This is a genomic window from Rhodococcus ruber (genome assembly GCF_027270735.1).
GTDB lineage: Bacteria > Actinomycetota > Actinomycetes > Mycobacteriales > Mycobacteriaceae > Rhodococcoides > Rhodococcoides rubrum_A.
This window is the reverse complement of sequence record NZ_JAPWIJ010000002.1, coordinates 181784-208533: the sequence shown is the minus strand read 5'-3', so window position 1 is coordinate 208533 and position 26750 is coordinate 181784. Positions and strand designations below refer to the sequence as shown.

Below are 26750 nucleotides of genomic sequence, written 5' to 3'. Positions count from 1 at the left end.
AGGACCTACCAGCGGTTGTTGTCCACCGCGACGCCGGAACGGTGAGGGCGCAGTCGCTGCCGAAGTGCATCACGTCCACGCTAGTTGGGATCGTTTGTGCCAGTACATTTCTGGAATTTCGTGTGAGTCGACGTCGATGGCTGTGATCAGCTCGCGGTCGATCGAAAGCGCGGCAACATTCTGCTCGAGTTGCGCCGCGGTGGCCGCGCCGGAGAGAACGACATCGGCCCACGGTTGTGCGAGTGCAACAGCCAGCGCCAGTGCGTCACGGCCGACCCGGTTCGCATCCGCGGCCCTGCCCAGCGCTGAATCTTCGGACACTAGTCGGCCATTGGCCATCGCCTCTTTGACGACGACGAACCAGCCGGCGTCGTGCGCGCGTTCCAGAGCAGGGCCGGCGGACGGCTCGAGTGGGTTCCACGTCGACTGCACCGAGCTGAACACGCCGATCTCCAGCGCAGCGTGCATTACATCGGCTTGATGCGGGCCGCTGGTGCTGATGCCGATACGGGTACCACTCTCGGCTACGGCGCGTAGGTCGTCGAGCAGTGCCGTGTCGGTGAGGGCAGGACTGTCCGGGGTGACGCTGTGGATCAGATAGTGATCGGGTGCGCCGCCGAGGTCGTGCAGGGTCTGGGGCCACTGTTCGGCCAGACGTTCGACCGAGTGCTCTTTGACCTCGTGAACTTCGGCTCCCCGCTGGAAGTCGGCGACGTAGGCGTATCCCCATTTGGAGCCGATCGCCAGGTTCTCGCGCCGATTCGGGTGTCGAGACAACCAGCTACCGAGGAAGCGCTCGGCCAACCCATAGGAGCGTGCGACGTCGAAGTGTCGAACTCCGCTGTCCCACGCGGCGTCGAGTACTGCGTGGCACAGCTGCTCCAAGGCTGCTGGATCGAATCGTCCGTCCACAGCCGCAGAGTGCCCGACCGTCAGGTACTCGGGGCGTCCGAGTGCGGCGAGGCCGAGACCGAGTTGCGTCATGTCGTCAGTACTTTCGTTGTGCCGGGGCGAAAACAACCACCATATCCGCGATCGGGTAGCGCCTGCGGCCTCGATACGAAATGTTGCGAGCTATGAGTTCTCGGCTGAGACTGGGATGTTGCTGGGCCGCGCGACATCGAAGACGCTCAGCTGTCGAAACGACCATGGAGGAGAAGGCTGTTGACCGATTTTGCAGATAGGCCATTGATCGGTGAGATTCGGCTTGCACGCGCCCGTGCTGGGTTGAGTTGGGCAAGCTTGGCTTCGGCTATCGACATGCCGGTGGCATGGACGGTGTCGGCACTGTACGGCCAGCATCCTCTCAGTGTCGAGCAGGCCGATCTGCTCGCAGAGAAGCTGAGCATGCCCGAAGGCTCGTTGTTCGAGCTGACCCTGGCTCCCTATCGTGGATCGCTCGACATCTCTTCTGACCCCACGGTTTACCGCTTCCACGAGGCGCTGGCGGTATACGGGCCCGCGCTCAAGGAGCTGATCGCCGAGGAGTTCGGCGACGGCATCATGAGTGCCATCAACTTCACGATGAACATCGAACGTCGCCCGCACGATGACGGAGATCGGGTCGTGGTGACGTTCGATGGGAAGTTCCTCGACTATCGATGGACCGAGTAGCGCGGGCACGGTGTCGGCACATACGGCCCTTGTCCGAATCCGCACCCCGCACACGGGGCGTGGATTACGACAACGGGCGTAGATCGGATTTCTTGGGGGAGTCTGGAACCACGATCAGTGCACGCCGCATCCAGCCGTACACCCTCTCGTCGTTGAGGAGGGTGAAATGGTGCGCGCTGTTGATCGCCAGACCATCGTCCGGACGAAGTCCGATGTTGCGCAGCTTGTTCCGTCCTCCGGCGCTGTCGGTGCGAACGAGGCCGTCGCCCACGAATATCCCGACAGGGTGTCGCGGGTTTCCTGTGATGACGGCGGAGGCGTGATGGTGCCGAACCCCCTTCGGAACCGAGATGTCCAGGGCCGCGCCCACATCGAATCCGTCGGTGTAGCTGGCATGCCCCTCTTGTTCGGTGATCGCGCCGTGGATCAGGTCGCGGACCCCGGCGCTTCGACGAGCCAACAGGTGGGCGAACGGCCGGGTCTCGGGTGCGAGCGCCAGCGCTGCTGTGGCCAGGTGCACCCCGCGTGCGAGTGGAGCGCCCAGATGAGGAGTTCCCAGGGTGAACACGTCCGTCAACAGGTCCACCCACCGGCGGCCGCTCTCGGCGGCGTGATGAGCGGCGCTACGTGAGACCAGTCCGCCCATGGAGTGCCCGACCAGTGTGATTCGGTGAACCCGGACCGGCCACGCCGTGACGAGCTGTTCCAGCAGGTCCGACAGGTCGCTGCCGTTCGTGCCGATTCGACGTCCGGTGTTGTAGCGCACGAAGATCGAGGTGGTGTCGGCTTCGGAGTCCAGTCGTTCCCCGTAGGTGGGCCGCCCGCCGAGCCGCCATGCCGATTCGGTCTCGACGAGCCCGTGTAGGAACAACACGAGGTGCGCTCCCGCGTCGGGAAACGACTCGGCGAGGGCGCGGTACTTCGGAGGTACTGGGCGCCCGTCGACGCGAATCGACATCGGATAGGCGAGGACCCGGGCGGTCCGCTCCATGTCGTCGCCGATGAGACCGTGCAGGACCGCGATTGTCTGCGCACCGCCCATGGTGTGCGACGGCGACGGCGACGGCCGCGAGCCGTCCTCGCTCGTCTCGTCGCCAGCGGTCAGGGTGCCGACGACCTTGGCTGCGCCGGCGCAGGCGGCCGAGATGGTCGCGTAGGTGCCTGCGGCGATGGCGTCGTGCATCAGCTGTGTCGGTAGAACGGCTGGGCCGACGCCGAGCCGCACGGCCGCGAACGTGCGGCGTGCAATTGCCGAGTGGACTGCGCGGACACCACCTGCGGCCGACGCCAACTCGCGAAGGGTGAGCTCACCGAGTTCACCCAACTCCTGCGTGCGCTGAGATTTCTTCCCCACCGAATCCAGTGTACGTATGTCCACTGAAACGGCCATTGCTTTCGACTGATCAGCGGCGGCCGACCACCGGGTTCAATTCGGAGGCAGCAAGGCCGCCGGGCTCGACGCCCGGAAGGAACTCGCGCCAGGTGCCGCTGATCAGCGTCGGCGATTCCACAACACGAGCCCCGTCGGCGAAGTAGGTGGTGGCCAGCGCTCGGCGGGGCTGCGTAGTGAGGTTCGGCCCTGCGGTGTGGAAGCACAGCGCAGAATGGAACGACACGTCGCCCACTGCGAACGGCTCCGACTGCACCGCGACGTCACGCTCGACGAAGCGCTTGGCGACGGCCTCGTCGTACGACGTGCCGACCTTGTCGAACTCCAAGTCCGCAACCTCGTCCAGCACCTTTCGGCCGCGAGCGAACGACAGCGGACCCATTCGGCCGGGGATCGCCGACATCGGCATCCACGCAGTGACCGCCTGGGTGGTCTGCAGCGGGAAGTGCTCGGCGTCGTGGTGCCAGGGTGTGCGTCCGCAACCGGGCTCCTTGGACAGCGCGTTGTCGTGATAGAGCCGAACGGCCGGTTCAGCGAGCAACGCCGCGGCCAAGCCTCCGATTCGGGGAGACAGCGCCACGGCGCGCATCAGGTCGTCATGGAGCCACATCTGTTCCAGCGCGGTGAATCGGCCCGCGACGTCGTCGCCGTGTTCGGCTCGCAGCAGCTCCTCGAGTCGCTCGGCGAGGCGTCGTACGACGGCCGGCGAGAACACGGCGGGCAGCCGCACGAAGGCGTGTCGAGCGAATGCGTCGACGGCAGCAGGGTCGAGGTCGTAGGGCTCGGCAAGCTCGCGCTCCACCTGCTCGTCGGAAGCCGCCTCGATATCGGGCAGGCCAGGACCGTCGACCAACTCGGTGGGTGCCTGATCGTTGGCGGCCAGCGTGACGTACCAGTCCCACCAGTCCTGATCGTCACCTGCCCAGTCCTGATCGATACCGCCGTCGCGATTCTGTTCGGGCAGAAGCTCGTTGGTCATCGGGTTCAGAGCCACAACAGGGCCGCCTCGTGGGAAAAGGTATAGGAACCGGACGCGTCGCGACAGGAGGCAAGGTAGTCGCCCAGCACAGGTGCCGCCTCCATCTCGTCGAGCGACACGGAGTCGTCGAAGGCGCATCGCTGCAGAAAGCCTTCGGCAACAGCGCGATCGGATGTACCGGTGGTGTACGTGACGCGCTGGTCGCGCACGTCCGCACCGGCTCGTGTCAGCGCGTCGCGCACCTGCTCGGCCGTTGTGTACGGCGTCGCGTCACGTACGCCTGCGCGGAAGGCGTCGTAGAACGCGATGTAGTGGGAAGCTTCGGTGGCTTGCGCGACCAGACCCAGACCTCCGGGGGCCAGCGCGGCGACGAACCGCTCGGCGGCGGCGTCCAGCTCGGCCGGAGGAAGTGCGTACAACGCGTGGGTGGCCCAGACGACGTCGTAGCCGGTGTGATCGGTGGGAAGGTCCTGCAGGGTCATCACCAGGTCGCGACGGGCCGTGAACGGCGCGCCGAGCGCCCCGCGTGCCTCGGCGACCGAGAACGCAGACGGGTCGAGCAGGTCGTAGGCCAGCTCGGGCACGGCGGACAGGTCGGTGTATCGACGTAACGCGGTGGGAAATTTGCCGCTGCCGCAGGCCACATCGAGCAGCGACCAACCGTCGTGAGCGTGGTCGGCGAGTAGCGCGGGCCAGTCGGCGGCCAGTGCCAGCTGGTGGTAGTCCTCGGTGGCCAGAGCGTAGAACGCCTCCATGCCCGTGCGTCCGGCCTCGCTCCAATGCTCGAGACTGCGTTCGGCTGTATCTCCGCTGCTCACGCCACTCCTTCTCGAAGCCGACCGCAACGCACCGGGTGGGTGCGTCATGATTGACTCACTGTGATGTCCAACATAGCTCCGAATCCGCCGACCGACATCGCGGCCGTGCTTCTGGACGGTGTGCGAGTGGTACGGCGTGGTGCTCCGGCCTTGGCCGGCCTCGAGCCCGAGTCCTACGCACGCGAGCATGCCGCCTTCGAGCGCCTCTCCGATCAGCGCGGGCTGATCGCCGAGCACTTCGCCGACCGGCTGACAGCGATCGGGGACGGACCGATCTCGGTGCTGTCGGTGGGTTGCGGTGACGGCTCGCTGGATGCCCGGCTCGCCGCGGGGCTCGTACAGCGGGTACCCGGCCGACCGGTGCGGTACGTCGGCGTCGACCCCTGGGTTGGAAGCGCGGAGCGCTTCGCCGCCAGAATGTCCGCGCTGGAGGCGGAGGAGCTCAGCGCCGACGCGTACGTCGCGTCGTTCGGTGACTCACCGGTGGAAGAGACCTTCGATGTCGTGACCTTTGTGCACTCGATGTATTACGTCCCCGACCTGAGCGCGACGCTCCGTGCCGCGCTCGGTCTGCTGCGACCGGGCGGGCAGCTGTGGGTGGCCATTGCGCCGACGGCCGCGCTCAACGCGTTGGTCGTCGCCCTCGCCCCGCCGCTGCAGGGCCACCAGCAGTGGTTCAGTGCCGACGTCGAGAGGGCCTTCGTCGACGCCGGGATCTTTCTCGACGACGTGGTCACCCTCGACGCACAGATCGACCTCTCCTCCGCGAGCGACGAGGTTCTCGACTTCTCCGTGCAGGCCCGGCTGACCCCAGATTTGCGCGGGCCGGTACGTGCCTACCTGGATGCGGTCTCGGTGCCCGGTGCCGATGGCAGGCCTCGGGTGCCGCATCCGGTCGACGTGTTCGGCGCGACCCGTCGTTGACAGGTCCGGCGAAGGATCTGTGTAGTCGGGGCCGCCCGTCGCCGCGAATCAGCTCCTCGGATTCGAATACCCGACGCCGATCGGAGGCCGCAATTCAGAACCGAGGAGCCGATTCGATGTGCGGGCCCTGCGAGCGCGACGGGAGGGTGCTGATTTCCGGAAATCGTGTAGTGGACGAAAGGCGATGCGCTGGCCGATAGTGGTGCCATGGATACGCTGAATCCCGATGTACCGGATGATGTTTTTGCGGACGTGTTGAAGCAGATCTCTCAGTTCGTTCGGTCGCGTGTTGTGCCGCGGGAGCTCGAGATCATGAACACCGATTCGATTCCGGATGATCTGCGGAAGCAGTCCGCGGACATGGGACTGTTCGGCTACGCGATTCCGCAGGAGTGGGGCGGGTTGGGTCTGAACCTGATCCAGGATGTGGAGTTCGCGATGGAACTCGGGTACACCTCGTTGTCGCTGCGATCGATGTTCGGCACCAACAACGGGATCGCCGGTCAGGTGCTCGTGGGCTTCGGTACCGAGGAGCAGAAGTCGAAGTGGTTGCCGGGCATGGCAACCGGCGATATCGTCGCGTCCTTCGCGCTGACCGAGGATGGGGCTGGATCGAATCCGGCGGGCCTGAAGACGACGGCGAAGGTCGACGGCACCGGGTGGGTCATCAACGGCAGCAAGCGTTACATCACCAATGCTCCGATCGCGAACATGTTCGTCGTGTTCGCCAAGTTGGATCCGAAACCGCAGCGCGGCAACGGCATTGCGGTATTTCTGGTTCCTGCCGAGACAGCCGGGATCGAGGTGGGCGTCAAGGATGCGAAAATGGGGCAGCAGGGTTCCGGCACCGCCGATGTGAACTTCACCGACGTGCGGATCGAGGCCGATGCGTTGGTCGGCGGGAACGGCGACATCGGGTACAAGGCGGCGATGACGTCGCTGGCGCGGGGGCGGGTGCACATCGCGGCGTTGGCCGTCGGGCAGGCGCAGCGTGCCTTGGACGAGTCGGTCTCCCACGCTGCGGCATCCACTCAGGGCGGTGAGCCGATCGGAAACTTTCAGTTGGTGCAGGCGATGATCGCCGATCAGCAGGTCGGTGTGATGGCGGGCCGAGCGATGGTTCGAGAGGCTGCGCGGGCGTGGGTGCAGGAGACCGATCGACGGATCGCGCCGTCCGCGGTGAAGCTGTTCTGCACCGAAATGGTGGGTAAGGTCGCCGATCTCGCCGTCCAGATCCACGGCGGTGCCGGATACATGCGTGAGGTCCCGGTCGAACGCATCTACCGGGACGTACGACTGCTGCGGCTGTACGAGGGCACCAGCGAGATTCAGCGGTTGATCGTCGGCGGCGGACTGATCAGAGCCGAACAGAAGCGCAACTCGTGAACATGCCGGGCGTAGGCTCCTGGCATGTCGTTCAGAATCCTTCGCTCCGACCACGTCGGCTTCGCCGTCGGTTCCCTCGATGACGCCCTTCGGTTCTGGATCGATGGACTCGGCGCGGTCCTCGAACGCACCGGTGAGATGGGTGGAGAGTTTCTCGGAGAGGTCACCGGAGCGCACGGGGCTGCAGTCCGGCTGGCGGTGGTATCCGTTGCGGGTCAGACGATCGAACTGCTGGAATATCGCAACGTCCAGGGAGAGCAGGGATACTCTCGACCCCACGATCCTGGTTTCGCCCATCTTGCCTTCGAGGTCGACAACATCGACGCGGTCCTGACACGAATCGCGGACTTCGGGTGGACGGCGCAGGGAACTCCTCAACCTATTGCCGGCGGGGCAAGGGTGGGCACCCGCGTGATGTATGCGTTGGGTCCACACGGAGAGACGATCGAATTCATGGAGCCCCCGCAGTGACGATCGATCTTCAGGTACCGCAGAAGGTCTGAAAGCCCGCACTGAAGTTCTCGGGCGCAGGCAGAGCGTAGTCCGACCGGTCGTCGCGTCGATCGAACGGCGACGTGACGGCCTCGAGCAAACGCTCGAAAGGTTCGAGATCGCCGTCGGTTGCGGCCCGTAGGGCAGCGTCGACCAGGTGGTTGCGAGGAATGTATACCGGGTTGACGCTGTCCATACCGTCGGCTACCGACGAAAGATTTTGTCTGTCAACCGAAACCGCAGTGCGCCAACGCTCGAGCCAGTTCGCGGACGCGTCGGGTGGAACAAGGGAGTCGAACGGAGCCGAGTTCCCTCGCAGGTTCTCGGCGAGAGCGCGGAAGGTGAGGGTCCAGTCGGCACGGTGATCGGTGAGCAGCCGGTGAAGATCGTCGACGAGCTCGACGTCCACGGCATCGCTCCCCAGTCCGAGCTTGCGGGCCATCACGGCAGAGTAGTGCTGTCGGTACCGATCCCCGAAGGTGTCGAGGACTGCCGTGAGAGCTGTGATGGCAGTGTCGGGCGTCGAATTCACCAGTGGCAGCAGTGTTTCGCCGAATCGTGCCAGATTCCATCCGAGAATCGCAGGTTGATTTCCGTAGGCGTAGCGTCCGCCGTGGTCGATGGAGCTGAACACAGTCGCCGGATCGTAGGAGTCGAGAAACGCGCACGGCCCGTAGTCGATGGTCTCGCCGGAGATAGTCGTGTTGTCGGTGTTCATGACACCGTGCACGAATCCGACGGACATCCACCGGGCCGCCAGGGACGCCTGAGCCTCCACGACGGCCTCGAAGAAGGCGAGGTAGCGGTCCTCGGGTGCGTGCCCGACGAATTCCGGGTAGTGGCGAGCGATCGCGTAGTCCGCCAGGGGCTGCGTGAGCCCCTCGCGACGGGCGGCGAACTCGAAAGTCCCAACCCGCAGGTGGCTAACCGCAACCCGGGCAAGCACTGCCCCAGGTTGCGGACCTCCTTCTCGCATTACCTGCTCGCCGGTCGTGACGACGGCGAGTGAGCGTGTGGTGGGAATGTTCAGTGCGTGCATGGCCTCGCTGATCAGGTATTCGCGCAGCATCGCTCCCACTACCGCACGCCCGTCACCGCCACGCGAGAACGGAGTAGCGCCGGACCCTTTGAGATGAAGATCTACTCGGCGGCCGCGATCGTCGTGGAGCTCGCCGAGCAGCAGTGCGCGGCCGTCACCCAACAACGGTACGAAATTGCCGAACTGGTGGCCGGCGTACGCCATCGCGACGGTGGCCGCATCGGCCGGGGGAATCGACCCGGACAGCACGCCTGCCCCCTCCGGACTGCGCACCGACGTTAGGTCGAGTGCAAGTGACCGGGCCAGGTCGTCGTTGAGAATGACCACCCGAGGGTCCGGTGCGTGGGCACCCTGCCACGGCACCGTTACGCCGGGAACCTCGTCGACCAAGGTCGACTCGAACCCGAATGCGGGCAGGTCCGTGGTCGAGACTGCTGGGTCGTTCGCGGGTCCACTCATACTTCGAGGTTAGCGGCGAACGACCTCGGGCATCGCCGCCGCGTCGAATCGAATGTGGACTCGCCCGTCGTCGACCGACACCTTCGCCCGCACCTCGTATACCTCGGCGATCAAGTCCTCGGTCAGTACGTCCGCAGGGGTACCCCCTGCGACGACCTTTCCGTCTTTGAGTACCAGCAGCTCGTCGCAGAACATTGCCGCCAGGTTCAGGTCGTGGAGGGCGACGATGCTGGTGATCGGCAGGCGTGCGACAAGCGCCAACAACTCGAGCTGGTGATGGATGTCGAGGTGGTTGGTCGGTTCGTCCAGCAACATCTCGCGGGGCTGCTGGGACAGAGCCCGGGCGATGTGTGCCCGCTGCTGTTCGCCGCCGGACAGTGTGCGCCACAATCGATCTGCCTTGTCGCTGAGCCCGGTCTGCGCCAGCGCATCGTCCACTGTGTCGTCGTCCAGGTCGCTTCCGCCGAACGGTCCGCGGTGCGGAATTCGACCGAGTCGCACGACGTCACGGACCGTCACATCGATATCCGTGTGGGCATGCTGACCGACTACTGCGATGGCGCGGGCGATGTGTTTGCGTTTGAGCGAACCGAGCTCGGCTCCGTCGAGCTCGACGACACCCGAGGTGGGTGTCGCGGCCCCGGCCAGCAGATGCAGCAGCGAGGACTTGCCGGAACCGTTGGGGCCCAACAGGCCCACCATTCGTCCGGGCCGTGGATGCACGGTCACGCCGTCGACGACCAGGACTCCGCCGCGCTTCCACGACACGTTCGACGCATGGAGTGTCATCGAATTCCCCTCCTGCGAGCCATGATCGCGATGAAGGCCGGGACGCCGACCAGTGCCGTTCCGACTCCTACCGGAAGTGGGGTAGGAGCGAACGCGACTCGGGACACGGCGTCGACCCACACCATGAAGACGGCACCGATGATCGCTGTCGCCGGCACGAGGCGGCTGTGGTTGGGCCCCACCAGGAGTCGTGCCGCGTGCGGGAGAATGAGGCCGACGAATCCGATCGCGCCGGCGACGCTGACCAACGTCGCGGTGATCAGGGCGGTACCGACGAGCAGCGCCATGCGTACCTTCGCGACATCGAAGCCCAACGAGGACGCCACGGAGTCACCGAACGCGAACGCGTCGAGCACATACGCGTAGTAGCAGCACACCACTGCTCCGATGCCGGCCACGGCCACACACAGCACGACGTCGTCCCACCGAACACCCTCGAACGAACCGAGGAGCCAGAACATCACGCCGCGGGTCTCGTCGGAGTCGGCAAACGCGAAGATCACGAAAGATGTGAGCGCCGAGAACAATTGAGTGGTCGCGACACCGGCGAGGATCACGCGGTCGTTTCCGCTGCCGGACATGCGGGCGAGGAACAGCACCAGGCCGAACGCGACGAGTGCGCCGATGAACGCCCCGCCGGACAGGCCGAGTGCGGCTCCTCCGATGCCGAGAACCCCGACCACAACTGCACCGGTCGACGCTCCGGATGACACCCCGAGAACGAACGGGTCCGCCAGCGGGTTGCGTAGAAGCGACTGCATGATGACGCCGCAGATGCCGAGTCCGACGCCACTGGCCGCAGCGACGAGTGCTCGAGGGAGCCGCTCCTCCCAGACGATCGCGTTCTTGGACACCTTCACCGGCACATCGGTGACGCCGAGATGGTTGAGCACCACATCGCGAACGTTGACCAGCGAAATGTTCGCCGGCCCCAAGGTGATCGCGACGAAAATCGAGACCACGCACAGTGCGATTCCAGCGACCGCCGCCAGCACCCACCGCCACAGATGACGGGATGCAGGTGAGCGATCGACTGCAGGGCGGCGGACAGCGGTGGTGATCAGGACGACAGCCCCAGATCGCGCAGGCCGGCCGACACCTTCTCGACACCGTCGACTGCCCGAATCGACGGGTTCATCTCTGCGCCGTGCAGCGAGATGTAGCGCTTGTCGCGGACGGCGGCCATCGTGCTGGTGACGGGGTCGGACTCGAGGAACGCGATCTTGTCGGCGAGTAGGTCACCGGGGAAGCGATTGCGGGCCAAATCGCCCAACACGAGGACGGTCGGATCCCTGTCCACCATGGTCTCCCACCCGACGGCGGGCCAGTCGTCGTCGGTATCGGCGAATACGTTCGACATACCGACCGTGCGTGCGAGCAGATCGGCCGATCCCCGCCCTCCGGCGACGTACGGGCTCTTGGTGTCTGCGAACCAGAAGGCGACGGACACGTCGGCGTTCGCGGTTTGCGCGGTGGCGTCGGCCATGCGGGTCTTCAATTCTTCGACAAATTCGGCCCCGCGCTCGTTGACGTCGAAGATCGCCGCGAGTTCGGTGATCTCCTGGTACAGCGAATCCATGGTCAGCGGCGTCGTTCGGGTGTTGCCGCCGTTGACGCTGCGACCGGCGTCGCAGTCCGTCGGTGAAAGATAGGTGGCTGCACCGGTTTCGCTGAATCGTGAGCGTTCTGCAATGCCGCCCTGCTCGAAATGGCGTCCGAACGATGCGGTGACGAAATCGGGTTCGGTATCGAGAACGACTTCGTAGGTGGGCGCGTTGTCGGCGAGTCGGGGGACCGACGCGTTCGCCTCGGCCAAGTTCTCCCGCACCGGATCCGTCCAGGATGCGGTGCCCACCATTCGATCCTGTACGCCGAGCGAGAGAAGAATCTCGGTGGAGTTCTGGTCCAGCGACACCACCCGCTGCGGCGCCGACTCGAACGTCACCGACTCTCCACAGTTGTCGATAGTCAATGGATAGGACGTTCCGCCGGCGGTCGCGTCCGACATCACGTCGGGAACCTCCTCGGAGGCACCGCACGCAACCAGCGATCCGGTCAGGGCAACCGCGGCGGCAAGAGATGCGGCACAGCGACGAACGTTGAGCACTCGAGGATGTCCTTCTGCTTCAGACAGCAATGAGCCGCCGGGGCGTTCCCGACGGCGCAACGTACATGTGGCACGTGTGAGCACAGGCTAACCTTTGAGCCGCGTCGATGGAAATCGTCGGATGCGATCAGGTCCGAAACGACGGGACGGGCGTCATACTCGTCGTATGGCCGACTTCAACCAGATGATCATCGACGAGTTCCGTAGTAACGGCGGGCATGTGTCGACGGCGGGCTTCGGCGATGCGCTCGTCGTTCTGCACTCCATAGGTGCCAAGAGCGGCGAGGTTCGGCTGAACCCATTGATGGCAATCCCGGAGAACGGAAGCTGGCTGATCGTCGGATCGGCAGCAGGCTCACCCAAAGATCCTGCTTGGGTGCACAACCTCCGTGCCCACCCCGCCATCGACGTCGAGATTCCCGGAGACGATGCCGTCCAGACCATCTCGGTGGCCGTGTCGGAAATCCCCGACGACGAGTGGGACACGAACTGGCAGAAATTCTTGGACGCGTCCGAGGGCTTCGCGAAGTACGTCGAGACGGCCGAGGGGCGACGGTTCCCGATCTTCCGGTTGACTCCCGCCTGACCGGTCGATACCTGGTTAGTGTCGAAGCATGACCGCTCCTGACGCATCGAACCTGCACCCCATTCCCGGGCAGCCGAGGGTGGTGCTGTTGAAGCCGCTGGTGTCCAGCCCGCTCATCGACATCGGCGAGTACACGTACTACGACGATCCAGAGTTCGCCGATCGATTCGCGACTCGAAACGTGTTGCATCACTACGGACCCGATCGTCTGGTGATCGGGAAGTTCTGCGCCTTGGCCACCGGGGTCACGTTCATCATGAACGGGGCCAACCACCGAATGAACGGTGTGTCCACCTATCCCTTTCCCATCATGGGTGGTGCCTGGGCCGAGCACTCGGATCTGGTGTCCGATCTGCCGTCGCGGGGAGACACGGTGGTGGGCAACGATGTCTGGATCGGCGGCAACGTCACGGTGATGCCGGGTGTGCGGATCGGACACGGGGCTGTGATCTCGACCGAAGCCGTTGTCACCAAGGATGTTCCGGACTATGCCGTCGTCGGTGGCAACCCCGCACGTGTGCTCCGAGAGCGCTTCACAGCGGACGAGATCCAGACCCTGCTGGACATCGCCTGGTGGAACTGGCCCATCGACTCGATCACCGAACACATCCGCACGATCTCCGATGGGTCGGTGGCCGACCTTGCCGCGGTGGCAGCGCGACTCGACTGAGTGGAAGGCGACTACTCGCCGCGATTTCTACACCGTCGCATGTGAATTCGAGTAGGTCGGTGCTGTATTGCGTGCACCTGAGTGAGACGGCTGATCCTGCACGCGCGCGGCAACGGCAATGCCGATCTCGCTGATTTCGACAGCGAGGTCCTCGCGAGGTCTGGAATCCGACTCGTACACGAATGTCGTCGAACCGACCGTCGCCCCGCAGTATTCGACGATGCCGCGCTCAATCTGTGTCCGGAACGCGTCGTACACGCCATGGCGTTCGAAGCTCTCGGCCTCGTCGCCCGCAATCACTACGAGGTGGACGACGAGTCGGTCCAGCTTCTTGACGAACTCGACTCCCGGGTTGTACTCGTACGCCCATCCGCTGACGAAGACACGATCGATCCACCCTTTCAGCAGCGCGGGCATCGACCACCAGTACATCGGGAAGGCGAGAATCAGATGGTCTGCGCGGTCGATTCGCTGCTGTTCGGCGAGGACATCGGCCGGCGGGGTTCCGTTGCCGCGGTACAGATTCAGATCGTCGATAGCAAATCGGGGATCGAAGTTCTCGGCGGCGAGGTCGGCCGTCTCGACAATGCCGCCCGAGGTGCGGATCGCGTCCGAAATGGATCTTGAGACGGAGTGGGTGAGCGAGTCGGGATCGGAATGGGAGACTACGACGAGTGCGGTCATGGCTGGCTCTTTCGTTGAGGCGAACGGCTATGTACCAAGAGTAGGTTACTATTCGTATATAGCGCAAGGAGGTCCGCGATGGCACGCACGAGACTGTCCCGATCGGACAGGTACGACCAACTGGTCGAGGTCTCGTGGGCTCTCGTCCGGGCCGAGGGGGCCGACGCCCTGACGCTGGGCCGGCTCGCCGAACACGCCGGCGTCGCAAAGCCGGTGGTGTACAGCCACTTCGGATCCCGTGCCGAACTGCTCGCCGCGCTGTTCACCGAATTCGACGGTAGGCAGGCCGCGATGCTCGAGGCATCTCTCGACACTGCGCCCGCGACCTTGGACGGACGCGCGAATGCCATCGCCGATTCCTACGTGGGCTGCGCATTGGCACAGGGGCGTGAACTGACAGGAGTGCTTGCCGCGCTGGAAGGTTCACCCGAACTCGAAAAGGTCAAGCGCACCGCCGAACACGCTTATTCCGAACGCTGTCGAGAAATCCTGCAGCCGTTCACCGCCCCAGCCGGCCTGTCTGCGCCCTCCCTCACCGCCATCTTCGGTGCCGCGGACGCGCTGTCTCATGCGGCTGTATCGGGTGCGCTCGCTCCCGAAGAGGCAACCGGGGAGTTGGCGGAGTTGATCGTCGCGATCGTCGGTAAGGCCTGACGCGGCAGGCGGGATGGGAGTGTGAATCGGGCGGCGTCTACTGAGACGTCGGCGCGTTCATGATGGGAAACCGGTTGCGCAACGCATCGAGCTGGCGATGCAACTCGTACAGTGCCCGCCTCTGGGTGTGCGCTTCCTCGCTGTGCCACACCTGACTGCGGGAATCTCCGACCCGGGACGCCTTGCGCGCAGATTGCTCGGACTCCTCCACACGAGTCGACGCCGAAGCGATCTCGGCAACCAGCATGTCGGCAAATACCCGCGCCTGGGCCTCGTCCGAGCTCCCCGTCATGAGTGTCCTTTCGCGAACAACGATGAAGTACTCAAAAGTTCGAGTACCGAGAAGCAGGATAACCACCCACAAAAAAACCGCGGGATCGGATATGGCGTATGTGGCCGTCGTTCTGCCAGAACGGACCGCGCCGTCGTTGCGATCGAGTACCGTCCACTCGCTGGGGTCCGAGGCAGGTAGAGGTGCCGCCGAGGTCGGCGGGGGGATCACGATCGAGGGGCGCGCGATGATCGACGAGCAGATGACGTTCGAGGTGGACGGCACCGAGGTGTCCGCCGTGCTGACCCCGCCCGCGGGTGAGAGCGTCGAGCCTTGGCCAGCAGTGTTCACCGCCCCGGGATTTGCCGGAGTCAAGGAAATGCTGATTCCGGACTACAGCCGAGAACTCGCTGCAGGCGGCGTCGCCTCGCTCGCATTCGACTACCCCGGGTTCGGAGCGAGCGCGGGCATCGTTCGGCAGCACATCGATCTGCCCCAGCAACTGCGCACATTCCGCGCCGCGCTCGATGTGTTGATCGCCGACCCGCGCATCGATTCCGAGCGAATCGGGGTGTGGGGAACCAGCATGTCCGGAGGGCACGCAATCGCCGTGGCCGCCACGGACCCACGGGTGAAGGCGGTAGCCGCGATCATCCCCTTCATTCGCCTCACTCCCACGGGCAATCTGGAACTCGCGCCGGTCATCGCGAGAGACGCACTTCGGCGGCTGTTCCGCAGGCCAGGGCTGACCATCCCCGCTGCGGGACGGCCGGGCGAGGTCGCCGCGATGAACTCGGACGGAGCGTACGAATGGGCAGAAGGCATGGCGCGCGGCGCGGAGAACTACCGCAACGAGGTGACCGTCGCCTCGTTACCGGCTATGTTGCGGTGGTCGACGCGTAAGGCTGCGGCCCGTCTCGCCGTGCCGGTTCTGGCGGTTCTTGCCGAATCCGACACCATCACTCCGCCCGCACGAGTACGAAAGGCGCTCGCCGACGTCGACAGCGTCGAGTACGTGTCCTACCCCGAATCGCATTTCGAGCTGTTCACCGATCACGCCGACGCAGTTCGGCAGGCGACAGTTCAGTGGTTGATCGGGCGTTTGGTGACGTGATCTTTCGGTCGACGCAGGCGGAGAGTGCGTGAGCGCAGGGCAACGATACGACCGGTCGCACCGAGCAACTCATGAGTACTACGCGGCGTCGTCGATAGTAGGATCCCATTCATGTCTGCCCCGGATGGATTCGCGCCCCTGCGCGGTGCCTCCGTGGGCACCCTGTCTGCGCTGGTCACAGTCACTGCGCACACGTTCGGTGGCGGGATGTTCCCGTCCGACGCGGCGGTAGTGCTGCTGGTGCTCGTCTGTGCGGCAGTCGGATGTGCGGCGTCGGCAGTACCGACTGCGGTGGCACCGCGAGCGCAACTTCTGGCCGTTCTGGCCACTGCTCAGGCGATCGGGCACCTGTTGCTGACCGTCGTCGACGGTCACCACCACGGTTCGATGCTCTCCCAGCAGATGCTCGCCGCGCACGCCGCCGCAGTCCTGGTCGGCGCACTCGCCATTCGCGGAGCCGAGCACGGAATCCGGCGGGCAATCACCTCGCTGCGCAGGGCACTGCCCGTGCTGGCGGCTCTCGTCGTCGACGACAATCGGATCGCTCCGCCGCTCCCGGTGTATCGGATCCCGGGATCGACGCTCCTGCTCGACCTCTCGGGCTGCGGGAACCGAGGACCACCGGCTCGTACTGCCTGAGCACAGCCCGAACGTGTAACCCGCCCTGCTCTCAGGTGTCGGGTAGTGGGTTGTTGCCGCATTCGATCCTGTACCCCGCACTGTCGTCGATTCGCGCCGTCTGCGCACGGCTCGATCCGTCGTGCGATGCCACGTCGCGCATATCCGCGCGCACACTCATGCCTTCACGAAACGAGTCCTCGTGTCCACACCGGAAAAGGAACGCGTCGCCGATCCTTCCCCGCCCACCCGTCCGACCAGCCCTCGCAGTTGGCGTCCGCTGATCCTGCGTCTGCACTTCTACGCGGGCATCCTCATCGCACCGTTCATCCTGATCGCCACCATCAGCGGCGGGCTGTACGCCGTCGCGCCGACCATCGAACAACTCATGTATCGCGACTATCTGCACGTCGACGACACCGGCCCGGCCGTTCCGGTGGCGGAGCAGATTCGGGCGGCGCAGGCCGAACGACCCGACCTCACCGTCGCCGCGGTGCGCCCCGCCGCCGACCTCGGCGACACCACTCGCGTGCTGTTCACCGACCCCAGCCTCGGCGAATCCCAGCGGCTGGCCGTGTTCGTCGATCCCGCGACTGCGACGTCCGTGGGTGAACTCCCGGTCTACGGCTCGTCCAGCGCATTGCCGGTGCGTACCTGGATCTCCGAACTGCATCGCCATCTGCACCTGGGAGAGCCAGGTCGCCTCTACAGCGAACTCGCTGCCTCGTGGTTGTGGGTCATCGCGCTCTGCGGTCTCTACCTGTGGTTCGAGCGCTATCGACGCAACCGCGACAAGGAAAAGCTGTTCACCTTGGATCGAAAGTCGAAGGGCCGCAACAGGTCTTTGAACTGGCACGGCGTGGCCGGTATCTGGATAGCCGTCGGTCTGATCTTCCTCTCCGCCACCGGACTCACGTGGTCCACCTACGCGGGTGAGAACGTCACCGAGCTGAGGTCGGCACTGAGCTGGACCACACCCGCCATCACCACGACCATCGGATCCGCCGAGGCGGCGACGACCGATCATTCCGGTCACGGCGGGCATTCGATGGAGATGCCGGCCGATGCGCCGACGATCGACGTCGGGCGTATCGATTCGGTCCTCGATATTGCTCGAGCCAACGGCGTCGACGGAGCAGTGGAGGCGTCCATCCCGGCGTCCGACGACACGGCGTTCGTCGTCGCCGAAACGCGTCAGCCCTGGGTGATGTCGAACAACTCCATCTCGATCGACGGCAGCACCGGCGCAGTGATCGATACTTCGTACTTCTCGGACTGGCCTCTCGCGGCCAAGCTGTCGGCCTGGGGTATCCAGTTGCACATGGGGACGCTGTTCGGTGTGGCCAATCAGCTTGCCCTGCTTGCACTCGCAGTCGCGCTGGCATCGGTCATCGTGCGCGGCTACATGATGTGGTGGAAACGCCGTCCCACCAAAGCAACCGGTCTCACTGCGGGCAGACCGCCCCTGCGCGGCGGTCTTCGCCGCATCTCGCCGATCTCCGTCGTCGTACTGGCGGTCGTCGCGGTCGCCGTCGGCTGGTTCGTCCCACTCCTCGGGCTGAGCCTGGTGGCTTTCCTCGCCGTCGACGTCGTTCTCGGCTCGATCCGTCGCGCGCGGACCAGAGCCGCCAATTCCGCTGCTTCCCAACATGAAAGCGAACTCGCATGACACTCTCCCGACGTACCTCGGCTGTGTTGACCGCACTGTCGGTCACCGGTCTGATCCTCACCGGATGCTCCAGCAACGAGCCGGCCGCCGCGGCGAAGGAGTCCGATTCCGTCGTCGTCCGCGAGCAATGGGTGAAAGCGGCCGACTCCGGTATGACGGCGGCTTTCGCCGAAGTGCAGAACACCGGCGACTCCGATGTGCACGTGGTCGGTGCATCGTCACCGGCATCGAGCCGAATGGAATTGCACGAGATGGCAACCGGGGCCGATGGAGCGATGGTGATGCGGCCCAAGGAAGGCGGCTTCGTCATTCCGGCGGGCGGTACGCACGTACTCGCCGCGGGCGGTGACCACCTGATGCTGATGGACGTCACCGCACCGCTGACCCCTGGAGCCGATGCGGAGTTCACCCTCGAATTCGAGGATGCGTCGACGACGACATTCACCGCTCAGGTCCGCGACTTCTCCGGTGCCCAGGAGAATTACGAGCCCGGCATCATGAACATGAACATGGACGGGTCGGCGACCTCTGCGCCGGCGCACGGTGGCTGAGAACGAGAACCGGTCACCACGCTCGATGAGCCGGCGACGCCTCCTCGGAGGAGGCGTCGCCGCGCTCGGCGTCGCGGGCGTGGGAGCCGCGACCGGTTATGGAGTAATCGGCAACCGAGCAGACGAGGCGGCTGCTGGAACCGACTCGGTGCCGTGGCGTGGCCTGCATCAAGCCGGAATCGATACGGTTCCGCCGCAGGCACACTCGACGTTCGTCGGGTTGAATCTGCACGATCGTGTCGGTCGTGACGAGTTGGTCGGGATCTTGAAGGTCTGGACCGAGGACATCGGACGGCTCACTTCCGGTGCGCCCGCGTTGGCCGATACCGAAGCCGAACTTGCTCTTCGGCCGGCACGCCTGACGGTGACCGTCGGGCTCGGACCCGGTGTGTTCGATGCGATCGGTCTGCTGGATCGGCGGCCGTCGTGGCTGGCACCTCTTCCTGCGTTCGGGATCGACCGTCTCGAAACAGGATTCACCGGAGGCGATCTGCTGCTGCAGGTGTGCTCGGACGACCCTGTCACCGTTGCGCACGCTGTGCGCGCACTCACCAAGAACGTTCGCTCGTTGGTGACGATCGCCTGGACGCAACGCGGATTCCGGCGCTCGCGTGGTACCGAGGAATCGGGCACTACGATGCGCAATCTGATGGGACAGGTCGACGGCACCGTCAATCCCGCGGCCGGAAGCACGGACTTCGACGCTCTGGTCTGGGACGATGGTAGCGATCAGCCTTGGATGAAACATGGGACGTCGATGGTGTTGCGGCGCATCCGAATCGAGATGGACACCTGGGATGAGTTGGACCGACCCGGGCGAGAGTTGTCGGTGGGGCGAAGGCTCGATACCGGTGCCCCGTTGACCGGAACCGCCGAATTCGACGAGGCCGATTTCGACGCCATCGATCGATTCGGAATTCCGGTGATCCCGCCGTCCTCGCACATCGCTCGGGCGCGGCACGCTCACGACGGAGAGCGAATCTTCAGGCGGGCCTACAACTACGACGACCCACCGGCCGCCGGGGCGTTGTCGAATACCGGCCTGCTGTTCGCGAGCTATCAGCGCAACGTGCTCACGCAGTTCCTGCCGATTCAGCAGCGCCTCGACGAATTCGATGCGCTCAACGAATGGACAACGCCGATCGGGTCTGCGGTGTTCGCGATCCTGCCGGGAGTGGCGGAAGGTGGTTATCTGGGGCAGAGCTTGTTCGGGTAACCGGACCCGAGTGTTCACGATCGTCCTCGGCCGGCGGGATCGAAGCTAATGGGGTTCGATCGTGAACAATCAGGTGCGCTCAGGGATTCTGCGATCCTCGGTTACGCCGTAGGGAGCAGCGTTGGATTGCGCTCGCGCTCCCCGGGATACACCACAGGCATGCCCGAAGGTGACACCGTGTTCGCGCTGGCCGCGAGGCTACGGCGAGCCTTGGACGGTGCCACCCTACGGGCCGGCAGATTGAACGTACCGGCACATGCGGTGGAGAATCTTGTCGGGCGAACCGTCGTCGCGCATCGGACCCACGGGAAGCATCTGTTCACAGATTTCGACGACGGTACAACGCTGCATACACATCTGCGCATGAGCGGTTCGTGGACCGTGGTGCGGGCCGGTCGATCGATTCCGCAGCGTGTGCGTCCGGACGTTCGCGTGCAGCTGGCCGTGGCCGACGGGCCCACTGCCTACGGAATCCTGTTGCCGGTGGTGGACTACGGCTTCGTCACCGACATGAATGCCCTGGTTGCGCATCTCGGTCCGGACCCTTTGCAGCCGATGTTCGATACCGACACGGCGGTGGCCAACGTGGTCGCTCAGACGGATCGGCCGATTATCGCGACTCTGCTCGATCAGAAGGTGATAGCAGGGCCCGGCAATCTGTGGGCGAACGAACTGTGTTTCCTACGCGGATTGTGGCCGTGGACTCGATCGAGTGACGTGGATGCCGAGAAACTGGTCGCGCTGCTCGAGCGGGCGATGCGTCACTCCGCGACCGTTCCGGGGGCGATGCAGGTCACCACCGGAGACTCTCGAAAGGGTCGCTCACACTGGGTCGCTGGACGAGCAGGCAAACCGTGTCTGCGATGTGGGACGCTCGTTCGGGTAGTCGCTGAGGTCCCCGGTAACCCCGATCGGCGTCGAACGTGGTGGTGTCCGAGGTGCCAACCGGAGCATTAGCGACGAGCGGTCGATCGCTGTTGGCTCAACGACATAACCGCCCGCGGGTACCGCGTGTTGTGAGCAGGCACCACCCACAGGCTTCCTCGTGCGCGGAAATCGAAACCTGGGGGGCCGGTCAGAAAGTCGAGTTGGTCGGGTGATCGGTCTCGACCAGATCGCGAGCCACCCTGTGCAACGGCAGGTTCTGTTGTTGCGACAGCTTTGCCAGCAGTTCGAAGGCCTGCACCGCGTCGAGATCGTAGCGTTCCATGATCATCCCTTTGGCCTGGCCGATGATGTCGCGACTGGCCAGGCCCGTGCGGAACTGTTCGTTGTCGCGGGCACTGAGCATCGCGATCGCGGCGTGGGCGGCGAGCGCCTCACCGATCTCGACGGCAGCGGCGTCGAACGCCCCGGGTTCGTTGCTGTAGAAGACCAACGCGCCGAGGTCATCGGCGTTGCTGTAGAGCTGAAATGCGGCCAGTGAATTGAAACCTTCGCCGACGGCAAGGACGGCGAATTCCGGCCACCGCGGTTCGGACGTAAGGTCGTCCGATACGACGACGTCGAAATGGCGGACCTCGGTGGGAATCGGGCCCTCGTCGAGTTCGTACTGAAGTCGACACAGCTCCTCGGCAACAGGATCGGTGGATGCCACGACGGTTCGCTCACCCTTGCTCACCGTGGTGACGCAACCGACGGTGGCTCCTGGGATGAGCCGAATCGCAGTTCGCAGAATTTCGCTGATCGTCTCGGGCATCGAACGACGGGTATCGCGAAGAGATCGCGCGAACTCGGCGAGCAACGAAGCATGAGACGTACTGGCAGGGTGCCTATCGGTCGACTGTTGCGACATTCACACTGTCCTCTCGCATGGGACCTATGCCGTCGTTCGCCGGACAGATCCATGAACATGCGCCGCCTGCTGGACGCCCTGCCGACCGCTACAGCCGGTTCTGTGCATTTTATACGGGTGCAAAAGCAGAGGGGACCGTCGATCGTGTGATCGACGGTCCCCTCTGCGAAAAGACTTACTTGAAGGTGTCCTTGATGTTCTCGCCGACCTTCTTCACGCCGGCCGAACCCTGATCCTTCTTGCCCTCGGCCTCGAGGTCCTTGTTGTTCGTGGCGTCGCCCACAACTTCCTTGGCCTTGCCGATGGCGTCTTCTGCGGCGTTCTTGGCCTTGTCGATGAAGCTCATGTGAGTTCCTTTCCTCGTCCTGGGTTGGTACTGATGAGTTAGTCGAGTGCTGCCGTCCGAAGCGCACGTGTGCACGGAGAGATCTGGGTCACACATACCGCCGACGTTTCTGCGACGTCGGCGGTGGATACATTCGACCGATGATGGTCGCCAAAGTGGACAGTTATCAGCGCAAACACCCGTCGGCGGGTTTTCCGTTGGCCGTGCTGTACAAGTTTCTCGACGACCGAGGCGGCTATCTCGCAGCACTGATCGCGTACTACTCGTTCCTCTCACTGTTTCCGCTACTGCTGTTGTTCACGACGGTGTTGGGGATCGTGCTGGCGGGCGACCCGGAACTGCAGACCCGAATCATCGATTCGGCGATGAGCCAGATCCCCGTGATCGGTGATCAACTCGGTCAGCCCGATCGCCTGAGCGGCGGAACCACCGCCATCGTCATCGGCGTCGTCGGGTCGTTGTACGGCGGACTCGGAGTCTCCTTGGCCGCCCAGTACGCGATGAACACCGCGTGGTCGGTGCCCCGGAACGAGCAGCCGGATCCGATCAAGGGACGCTTGCGCGGGCTGTTGCTACTGAGCACCGTCGGCACTGCGATCATCGGGTTGACCGTCCTCAACGGAGTCGCATCCTCGGGTGTGTTCGGGTTCGCGGGCGGTGCGTTGGCGCTGATAGGTGCGGTGATCGTCAACGTCGTCGTCTTCACTGCAGCGTTTCGTATCGGAACCGCACGCGCACTGAGTGTTCGCGAAGTACTGCCCGGTGCCGCGATCGCCGCCGTGATCTGGCAGGCGCTGCAATCCTTCGGCGGAATCTACATTCGCTACGTCGTCGGCAATGCCAGTGCCGCCAACGGCATCTTCGCGATCGTCCTCGGGCTGCTGGGCTTTCTGTACGTCGCATCGGTGCTGATCGTGCTGTGCATCGAAGTCAATGCCGTACGGGTCGATCACCTGCACCCCCGGGCACTGCTCACGCCGTTCACCGACAACGTCGAACTCACCGAAGGGGACAAGAACTCCTACACTGGCCAGGCAGAAGCGCAGCGCAACAAGGGATTCCAGGACATCACGGTCACCTACGACGAGCCGAATTCGGTAACCGAAGACAAGTGAGCCCGGTTGCATGACAGGAAATTTCTGACACCTATGGGAAAAATGTGGCATCGATGCTAAATTCGGTGGCATGCCCTCCATCAAGGCAGACCGAACCGAGCCCACGTTCATTCAGAATGCTCGCCGCGCTCAGTTGATCGAATGCGCCGTCGACGTCATCGCGGAAGCGGGGGTCGAGAAGGCGTCGCTGGTGCGCATCGCCGGGTATGCAGGCATCAGCCGCGGGGTGATCTCGTACCACTTCGGCAGCCGCGAGGAACTTCTGGATGCTGTTGTCCAACGCGTCTACGCACTCGGCGAGCAGGAAGTGGGACCTCTCGTTCGCGCGGCCGAATCGAGTCGGGAAGCACTGCTGGAGTTCATCAGCGGCAGCGTCATGTTCTACGCCGCCTACCCGCGCCACATGAAGGCGCTCTCGGGCATCTTCGCCGCCGCCCCCGCACGGACCGAACGATCCGAGCACGGAGCCGAGATGCTCGAAGTGCACACGCTGCTCGAGGCAGGGCAGCGGAGCGGTCGGTTCCGATCCTTCGACGCCCGCATCATGGCCATGACAATTCGCGCCGCTCTCGACGCGGCAGTGTGGCGAGTCGGTGCCGGCGACGATGCAACAACCCTCGCGAACGAACTGCGTCGAACGTTCGACGCAGCAACACGATCGGACGTCCGATGAAGAAGTTCCCGATAACCCTCGTCGCACTCCTTCTGGTTCTCGCAGGGTGCGCATCGACCCCTGTCGAATCCGATGATGCGCCTGTGGATGTCGATACGACCACGGCCACGGTGCACGGTCTGACCACCGAAAGTACCCGGCAGTTCTCAGGAATCAGGTACGCCGAGCCTCCCGTCGGAGATCTGAGATGGTCTCCGACGCAACCGCTTCCGACGTCCAGCGCCGATGTCGACGCCACCGCACCCGGCTCGCAGTGCCCGCAGGCGTCCGGTCTGCCGGGTGTGACCACGTCCTCGGACGAGGATTGCCTGTTCCTCGACGTTACGACTCCGTCGAAGCGGTCGGACAATCCACTTCCCGTGATGGTGTGGTGGCACGGTGGCGGCTTCACCACCGGCTCGGGCTCCGCTTACGACGCACAGCGAATGGCGAGCGAGGGCAACGTGATCGTCGTGACCGTCAACTACCGCCTCGGAATGCTGGGATATTTCGGGCTCCCCGGACTGGCAGGGTCGGGCAACTTCGGACTGGCCGATCAGATCGAATCGCTGCGATGGGTGAACGACAACGCTGCTGCATTCGGCGGTGACCCGGAGAATGTCACCGTGTTCGGACAGTCCGCGGGCGGCATGTCCACCTGCGCTCTGCTGACGTCTCCGGCCTCGGAAGGCCTGGTGGACAAGGCGGTAATCATGTCCGGATCGTGTGCGCTGGACTTCCCCGCGGACGCGGTCTTCCCTGGTGTCCCGCCCCAGCGTCCGTTCGTCCCGCTCGCGGTCAACGAGGCGGTCGGTTCGGACGTTGCGCAGCAACTGGGGTGCACCGGCGCTGATGCGTTGGCATGCTTGCGTGCATTGCCCGTCGACGCACTCGTAGCCAAGGGGGAGAACTTCGGCTTCGACGTCGCCTTCGGTACCGAACTTCTGCCCGACGATCCTCGAACAGCCGTCGAAAGTGGTGCTGCACTACCGATTCCGGTTATCTCAGGCGGTACCCAGGCCGAGCAGCGATCCTTCGTGGGCGGTGCGGTACTGGCGGACCCGACCTCGATCACCGCTGACACCTACCCGAGGTTGCTGGGCGACGCCTTTGGTTCGAACGCTGCCCGCGTCGCCGATCTGTATCCGCTGCAGGACTATCCATCCGCGGCGCTCGCATGGGCGGCGGCAACCACGGATGCTGGATGGTCCTGTCCCACATACCGAAACAACCGCGCTTTGGGAAAGGCCGCGCCGGTGTACTCGTACGAGTTCGCGGACACCGGGACCACCGACGTCAACGGAGTCGGTGCGTCGGGAGTCTCGCAGGACGCCGCACACGCGACCGACATGCCGTACCTCTTCGATCTCGGCGGAGTGAACCTGCTGAAAACACCGGCCCAGCAGGAGTTGGCGCGAACGATGATCGAGTACTTCACTTCGTTTGCCCACACCGGAACGCCCAGTGCAGACGATGCACCGCAGTGGCCTCGTACCACCGCAGACGTCAGCCCCGTTCTGCAGTTCGTCTCCGACGACATCTCGGTGATCGACGCCGATGCCGAGCATCACTGTGACTTCTGGAATTCACTCGAGCGCTGAGGCTGGCGGGCGGAGGCTGGGGCGGCGAGGACCAAGTGCCGAGCCGCGTGACCCCCGTCACGAACCGGTCAGCCGGTCGTTCGTAAAAGACTTCGAGTTTGTTTCGCGAAAGCGCATGCGCAAGCGCTTGTATGCGCCTTAGGCTCCTGCAATCGAGCGACGCGACCGCGTGGCTAGGGGACAAGGGAGTCCACATGTTCAATCACCGTCGGAAGTCTGCGCTGACGATCGGGACCGTGCTGATGGCCGGTTCGCTCGTCCTCGGTCTCACCGCGTGCAGCAGCTCGGACTCGGACAGCGTCAAGGTCGGGCTCATCACCAAGACGGATTCCAATCCGTACTTCGTCAAGCTGCGCGAGGCCGCACAGGCGAAGGCAGATTCCAGCGGTGCCGAGTTGGTGGCTCTGGCCGGTGCATTCGACGGTGACAACGAAGGACAGGTCGCAGCCATCGAGAACCTGGTGGGACAGGGCGTGAAGGGAATTCTGATCACCCCGAACTCCTCGACCGGAGTGCTCGACGCGATCAAGAAGGCACGTGACGCCGGTGTCGTCGTCATCGCCCTCGACACTGCCACCGACCCCGAGGACGCGGTGGACGCCACGTTCGCGACCGACAACAAGGCTGCAGGCGTCAGCCAGGGCGAATGGGTCAAGGGCACACTCGGAACCACAGCGCCCCAGGTCATCATGCTCGACGGCACCGCGGGCGGCACCGTGGACACATTCCGTCACGACGGCTTCCTCGAAGGAATGGGCCTGACCGACAGCTCGTCGGAGATCGTCGGCCAGGAGAACACCAACGGCGACCAGACCAAGGCACAGACGGCCATGGAGAACCTGCTGCAGCGTGCTCCGGGCGTCAACGCGCTCTACACGATCAACGAGCCCGCCGCGGCGGGTGCCTACCAGGCAATTCAGTCCGCCGGCCGCGCCGATCAGATCACTATCGGCTCCATCGACGGCAGCTGCACCGGCATCGCAAACGTCAAGTCCGGCATCATCGGCGCGACGGTGCTGCAGTTCCCGGCGAAGATGGCCGAGCAGGGCGTCGACGCGGTCGTGAAGTTCGCCCAGGACGGCACCAAGCCCAGCGGATTCAACGACACCGGCTCGCAGCTCGTCACCGACAAGCCGGTCGCCGGCATCGATTCCCAGGACACAGCCTGGGGCGAAGCGAATTGCTGGGGCTGATCGCGAAGTAACGGCGAA

30 protein-coding genes are annotated in these 26750 nt (G+C 64.5%); 17 read left to right on the top strand and 13 right to left on the bottom strand.

Translation table 11 applies throughout. The annotated features are described in order from the left end of the window. Positions 1-69: 69 nt before the first annotated feature. The gene (locus O4220_RS04705; protein ID WP_269602471.1) at positions 70-984 is read right to left on the bottom strand and encodes an aldo/keto reductase; all 915 of its coding nucleotides are present in this window, start codon (positions 982-984) and stop codon (positions 70-72) included. 177 nt (positions 985-1161) lie between these two features. Between O4220_RS04705 and cynS the strand changes: the two genes are divergently transcribed. After that, positions 1162-1614: a cyanase gene (gene cynS, locus O4220_RS04700; RefSeq protein ID WP_420030328.1), complete on the top strand. Its 453-nt coding sequence runs from the start codon at positions 1162-1164 to the stop codon at positions 1612-1614. Positions 1615-1678: 64 nt separating this feature from the next. On the opposite strand, the gene O4220_RS04695 is transcribed toward cynS, so the two are convergent. Genes O4220_RS04695 through O4220_RS04685 form a run of 3 tightly spaced genes read right to left on the bottom strand, consistent with a single transcriptional unit; the run spans position 1679 to position 4801 of the window. Beyond that, positions 1679-2968, bottom strand: a complete 1290-nt coding sequence (locus O4220_RS04695; RefSeq protein ID WP_269602469.1) for an esterase/lipase family protein — start codon at positions 2966-2968, stop codon at positions 1679-1681. A gap of 49 nt (positions 2969-3017) precedes the next feature. Then, the gene (locus O4220_RS04690) at positions 3018-3983 is read right to left on the bottom strand and encodes a phytanoyl-CoA dioxygenase family protein (RefSeq protein WP_269602468.1); all 966 of its coding nucleotides are present in this window, start codon (positions 3981-3983) and stop codon (positions 3018-3020) included. 5 nt (positions 3984-3988) lie between these two features. After that, positions 3989-4801: a class I SAM-dependent methyltransferase gene (locus tag O4220_RS04685; RefSeq protein WP_269602466.1), complete on the bottom strand. Its 813-nt coding sequence runs from the start codon at positions 4799-4801 to the stop codon at positions 3989-3991. 63 nt (positions 4802-4864) lie between these two features. Between O4220_RS04685 and O4220_RS04680 the strand changes: the two genes are divergently transcribed. The 3 genes from O4220_RS04680 to O4220_RS04670 all read left to right on the top strand — a co-directional run bounded on the left by O4220_RS04680 (position 4865) and on the right by O4220_RS04670 (position 7582). Then, positions 4865-5725 carry a class I SAM-dependent methyltransferase gene (locus O4220_RS04680; RefSeq protein ID WP_269602463.1) on the top strand — a complete coding sequence of 287 codons (861 nt, stop codon included), beginning with the start codon at positions 4865-4867 and terminating at the stop codon, positions 5723-5725. A 207-nt stretch (positions 5726-5932) separates the two neighbouring features. Beyond that, entirely contained in the window at positions 5933-7111 is a 1179-nt protein-coding gene (locus tag O4220_RS04675; RefSeq protein ID WP_269602462.1) for an acyl-CoA dehydrogenase family protein, read from the top strand. Positions 7112-7135: 24 nt separating this feature from the next. Beyond that, positions 7136-7582 (top strand): VOC family protein, encoded by a 447-nt coding sequence (locus tag O4220_RS04670; RefSeq protein ID WP_269602461.1) that lies wholly within the window; start codon positions 7136-7138, stop codon positions 7580-7582. Positions 7583-7592: 10 nt separating this feature from the next. On the opposite strand, the gene O4220_RS04665 is transcribed toward O4220_RS04670, so the two are convergent. From O4220_RS04665 to O4220_RS04650, 4 genes are all read right to left on the bottom strand, one after another. After that, complete coding sequence (locus tag O4220_RS04665; RefSeq protein ID WP_269602459.1) at positions 7593-9101, bottom strand: protein adenylyltransferase SelO; 1509 nt, start codon at positions 9099-9101, stop codon at positions 7593-7595. A gap of 9 nt (positions 9102-9110) precedes the next feature. Further along, positions 9111-9890: an ABC transporter ATP-binding protein gene (locus O4220_RS04660; RefSeq protein ID WP_269602457.1), complete on the bottom strand. Its 780-nt coding sequence runs from the start codon at positions 9888-9890 to the stop codon at positions 9111-9113. Next, positions 9887-10852 (bottom strand): FecCD family ABC transporter permease, encoded by a 966-nt coding sequence (locus O4220_RS04655; protein WP_269602456.1) that lies wholly within the window; start codon positions 10850-10852, stop codon positions 9887-9889. Before O4220_RS04655 ends, O4220_RS04660 begins: the two co-directional genes overlap by 4 nt. Positions 10853-10950: 98 nt before the next feature. Next, positions 10951-11997 (bottom strand): ABC transporter substrate-binding protein, encoded by a 1047-nt coding sequence (locus O4220_RS04650; protein WP_269602455.1) that lies wholly within the window; start codon positions 11995-11997, stop codon positions 10951-10953. A gap of 166 nt (positions 11998-12163) precedes the next feature. On the opposite strand from O4220_RS04650, the gene O4220_RS04645 reads away from it, so the two are divergent. Further along, positions 12164-12583: a nitroreductase/quinone reductase family protein gene (locus tag O4220_RS04645; protein ID WP_269602454.1), complete on the top strand. Its 420-nt coding sequence runs from the start codon at positions 12164-12166 to the stop codon at positions 12581-12583. Positions 12584-12611: 28 nt separating this feature from the next. After that, the gene (locus O4220_RS04640) at positions 12612-13253 is read left to right on the top strand and encodes a CatB-related O-acetyltransferase (protein ID WP_269602453.1); all 642 of its coding nucleotides are present in this window, start codon (positions 12612-12614) and stop codon (positions 13251-13253) included. Positions 13254-13280: 27 nt separating this feature from the next. On the opposite strand, the gene O4220_RS04635 is transcribed toward O4220_RS04640, so the two are convergent. Beyond that, positions 13281-13937, bottom strand: a complete 657-nt coding sequence (locus O4220_RS04635; protein WP_269602452.1) for an NAD(P)H-dependent oxidoreductase — start codon at positions 13935-13937, stop codon at positions 13281-13283. A gap of 78 nt (positions 13938-14015) precedes the next feature. On the opposite strand from O4220_RS04635, the gene O4220_RS04630 reads away from it, so the two are divergent. Then, positions 14016-14591 (top strand): TetR/AcrR family transcriptional regulator, encoded by a 576-nt coding sequence (locus O4220_RS04630; protein ID WP_269602451.1) that lies wholly within the window; start codon positions 14016-14018, stop codon positions 14589-14591. A 37-nt stretch (positions 14592-14628) separates the two neighbouring features. Here the strand turns inward: O4220_RS04630 and O4220_RS04625 are convergent, their stop codons facing one another. After that, entirely contained in the window at positions 14629-14883 is a 255-nt protein-coding gene (locus O4220_RS04625; protein WP_269602450.1) for a hypothetical protein, read from the bottom strand. 91 nt (positions 14884-14974) lie between these two features. On the opposite strand from O4220_RS04625, the gene O4220_RS04620 reads away from it, so the two are divergent. Continuing rightward, positions 14975-15976 (top strand): alpha/beta hydrolase, encoded by a 1002-nt coding sequence (locus O4220_RS04620; RefSeq protein ID WP_269602449.1) that lies wholly within the window; start codon positions 14975-14977, stop codon positions 15974-15976. A gap of 111 nt (positions 15977-16087) precedes the next feature. After that, positions 16088-16615 (top strand): hypothetical protein, encoded by a 528-nt coding sequence (locus O4220_RS04615; protein ID WP_269602448.1) that lies wholly within the window; start codon positions 16088-16090, stop codon positions 16613-16615. Between the two features lie 31 nt (positions 16616-16646). Here O4220_RS04615 and O4220_RS04610 read toward each other — a convergent pair whose 3' ends face one another. Beyond that, entirely contained in the window at positions 16647-16775 is a 129-nt protein-coding gene (locus O4220_RS04610; protein WP_269602447.1) for a hypothetical protein, read from the bottom strand. A 21-nt stretch (positions 16776-16796) separates the two neighbouring features. Here O4220_RS04610 and O4220_RS04605 point away from each other — a divergent pair, with 21 nt between their 5' ends. From O4220_RS04605 to O4220_RS04590, 4 genes are all read left to right on the top strand, one after another. Then, on the top strand, positions 16797-18263 hold the full coding sequence (locus tag O4220_RS04605) for a PepSY-associated TM helix domain-containing protein (RefSeq protein WP_269602446.1): 1467 nt from the start codon (positions 16797-16799) through the stop codon (positions 18261-18263). Beyond that, the gene (locus O4220_RS04600; RefSeq protein ID WP_269602445.1) at positions 18260-18814 is read left to right on the top strand and encodes a copper chaperone PCu(A)C; all 555 of its coding nucleotides are present in this window, start codon (positions 18260-18262) and stop codon (positions 18812-18814) included. The genes O4220_RS04605 and O4220_RS04600 overlap by 4 nt, the downstream gene beginning before the upstream one ends. A gap of 25 nt (positions 18815-18839) precedes the next feature. Continuing rightward, positions 18840-20030: a Dyp-type peroxidase gene (locus O4220_RS04595; RefSeq protein ID WP_269602443.1), complete on the top strand. Its 1191-nt coding sequence runs from the start codon at positions 18840-18842 to the stop codon at positions 20028-20030. A gap of 159 nt (positions 20031-20189) precedes the next feature. Beyond that, positions 20190-20987, top strand: a complete 798-nt coding sequence (locus O4220_RS04590) for a DNA-formamidopyrimidine glycosylase family protein (RefSeq protein ID WP_269602442.1) — start codon at positions 20190-20192, stop codon at positions 20985-20987. 118 nt (positions 20988-21105) lie between these two features. Here the strand turns inward: O4220_RS04590 and O4220_RS04585 are convergent, their stop codons facing one another. Together O4220_RS04585 and O4220_RS04580 are read right to left on the bottom strand one after the other, a co-directional pair. Beyond that, positions 21106-21729 carry a GAF and ANTAR domain-containing protein gene (locus O4220_RS04585; protein ID WP_269602441.1) on the bottom strand — a complete coding sequence of 208 codons (624 nt, stop codon included), beginning with the start codon at positions 21727-21729 and terminating at the stop codon, positions 21106-21108. A gap of 271 nt (positions 21730-22000) precedes the next feature. Next, entirely contained in the window at positions 22001-22171 is a 171-nt protein-coding gene (locus O4220_RS04580) for a CsbD family protein (protein WP_027495724.1), read from the bottom strand. 140 nt (positions 22172-22311) lie between these two features. Here O4220_RS04580 and O4220_RS04575 point away from each other — a divergent pair, with 140 nt between their 5' ends. The 4 genes from O4220_RS04575 (at position 22312) to O4220_RS04560 (ending at position 26732) form a co-directional block, all read left to right on the top strand. Then, positions 22312-23286, top strand: a complete 975-nt coding sequence (locus tag O4220_RS04575; protein WP_420030311.1) for a YihY/virulence factor BrkB family protein — start codon at positions 22312-22314, stop codon at positions 23284-23286. A 70-nt stretch (positions 23287-23356) separates the two neighbouring features. After that, positions 23357-23959 (top strand): TetR/AcrR family transcriptional regulator, encoded by a 603-nt coding sequence (locus O4220_RS04570; protein ID WP_269602440.1) that lies wholly within the window; start codon positions 23357-23359, stop codon positions 23957-23959. Continuing rightward, positions 23956-25539, top strand: a complete 1584-nt coding sequence (locus O4220_RS04565) for a carboxylesterase/lipase family protein (protein WP_269602438.1) — start codon at positions 23956-23958, stop codon at positions 25537-25539. The genes O4220_RS04570 and O4220_RS04565 overlap by 4 nt, the downstream gene beginning before the upstream one ends. 194 nt (positions 25540-25733) lie before the next feature. Then, positions 25734-26732: a substrate-binding domain-containing protein gene (locus tag O4220_RS04560; RefSeq protein ID WP_269602437.1), complete on the top strand. Its 999-nt coding sequence runs from the start codon at positions 25734-25736 to the stop codon at positions 26730-26732. Positions 26733-26750: the final 18 nt, after the last annotated feature.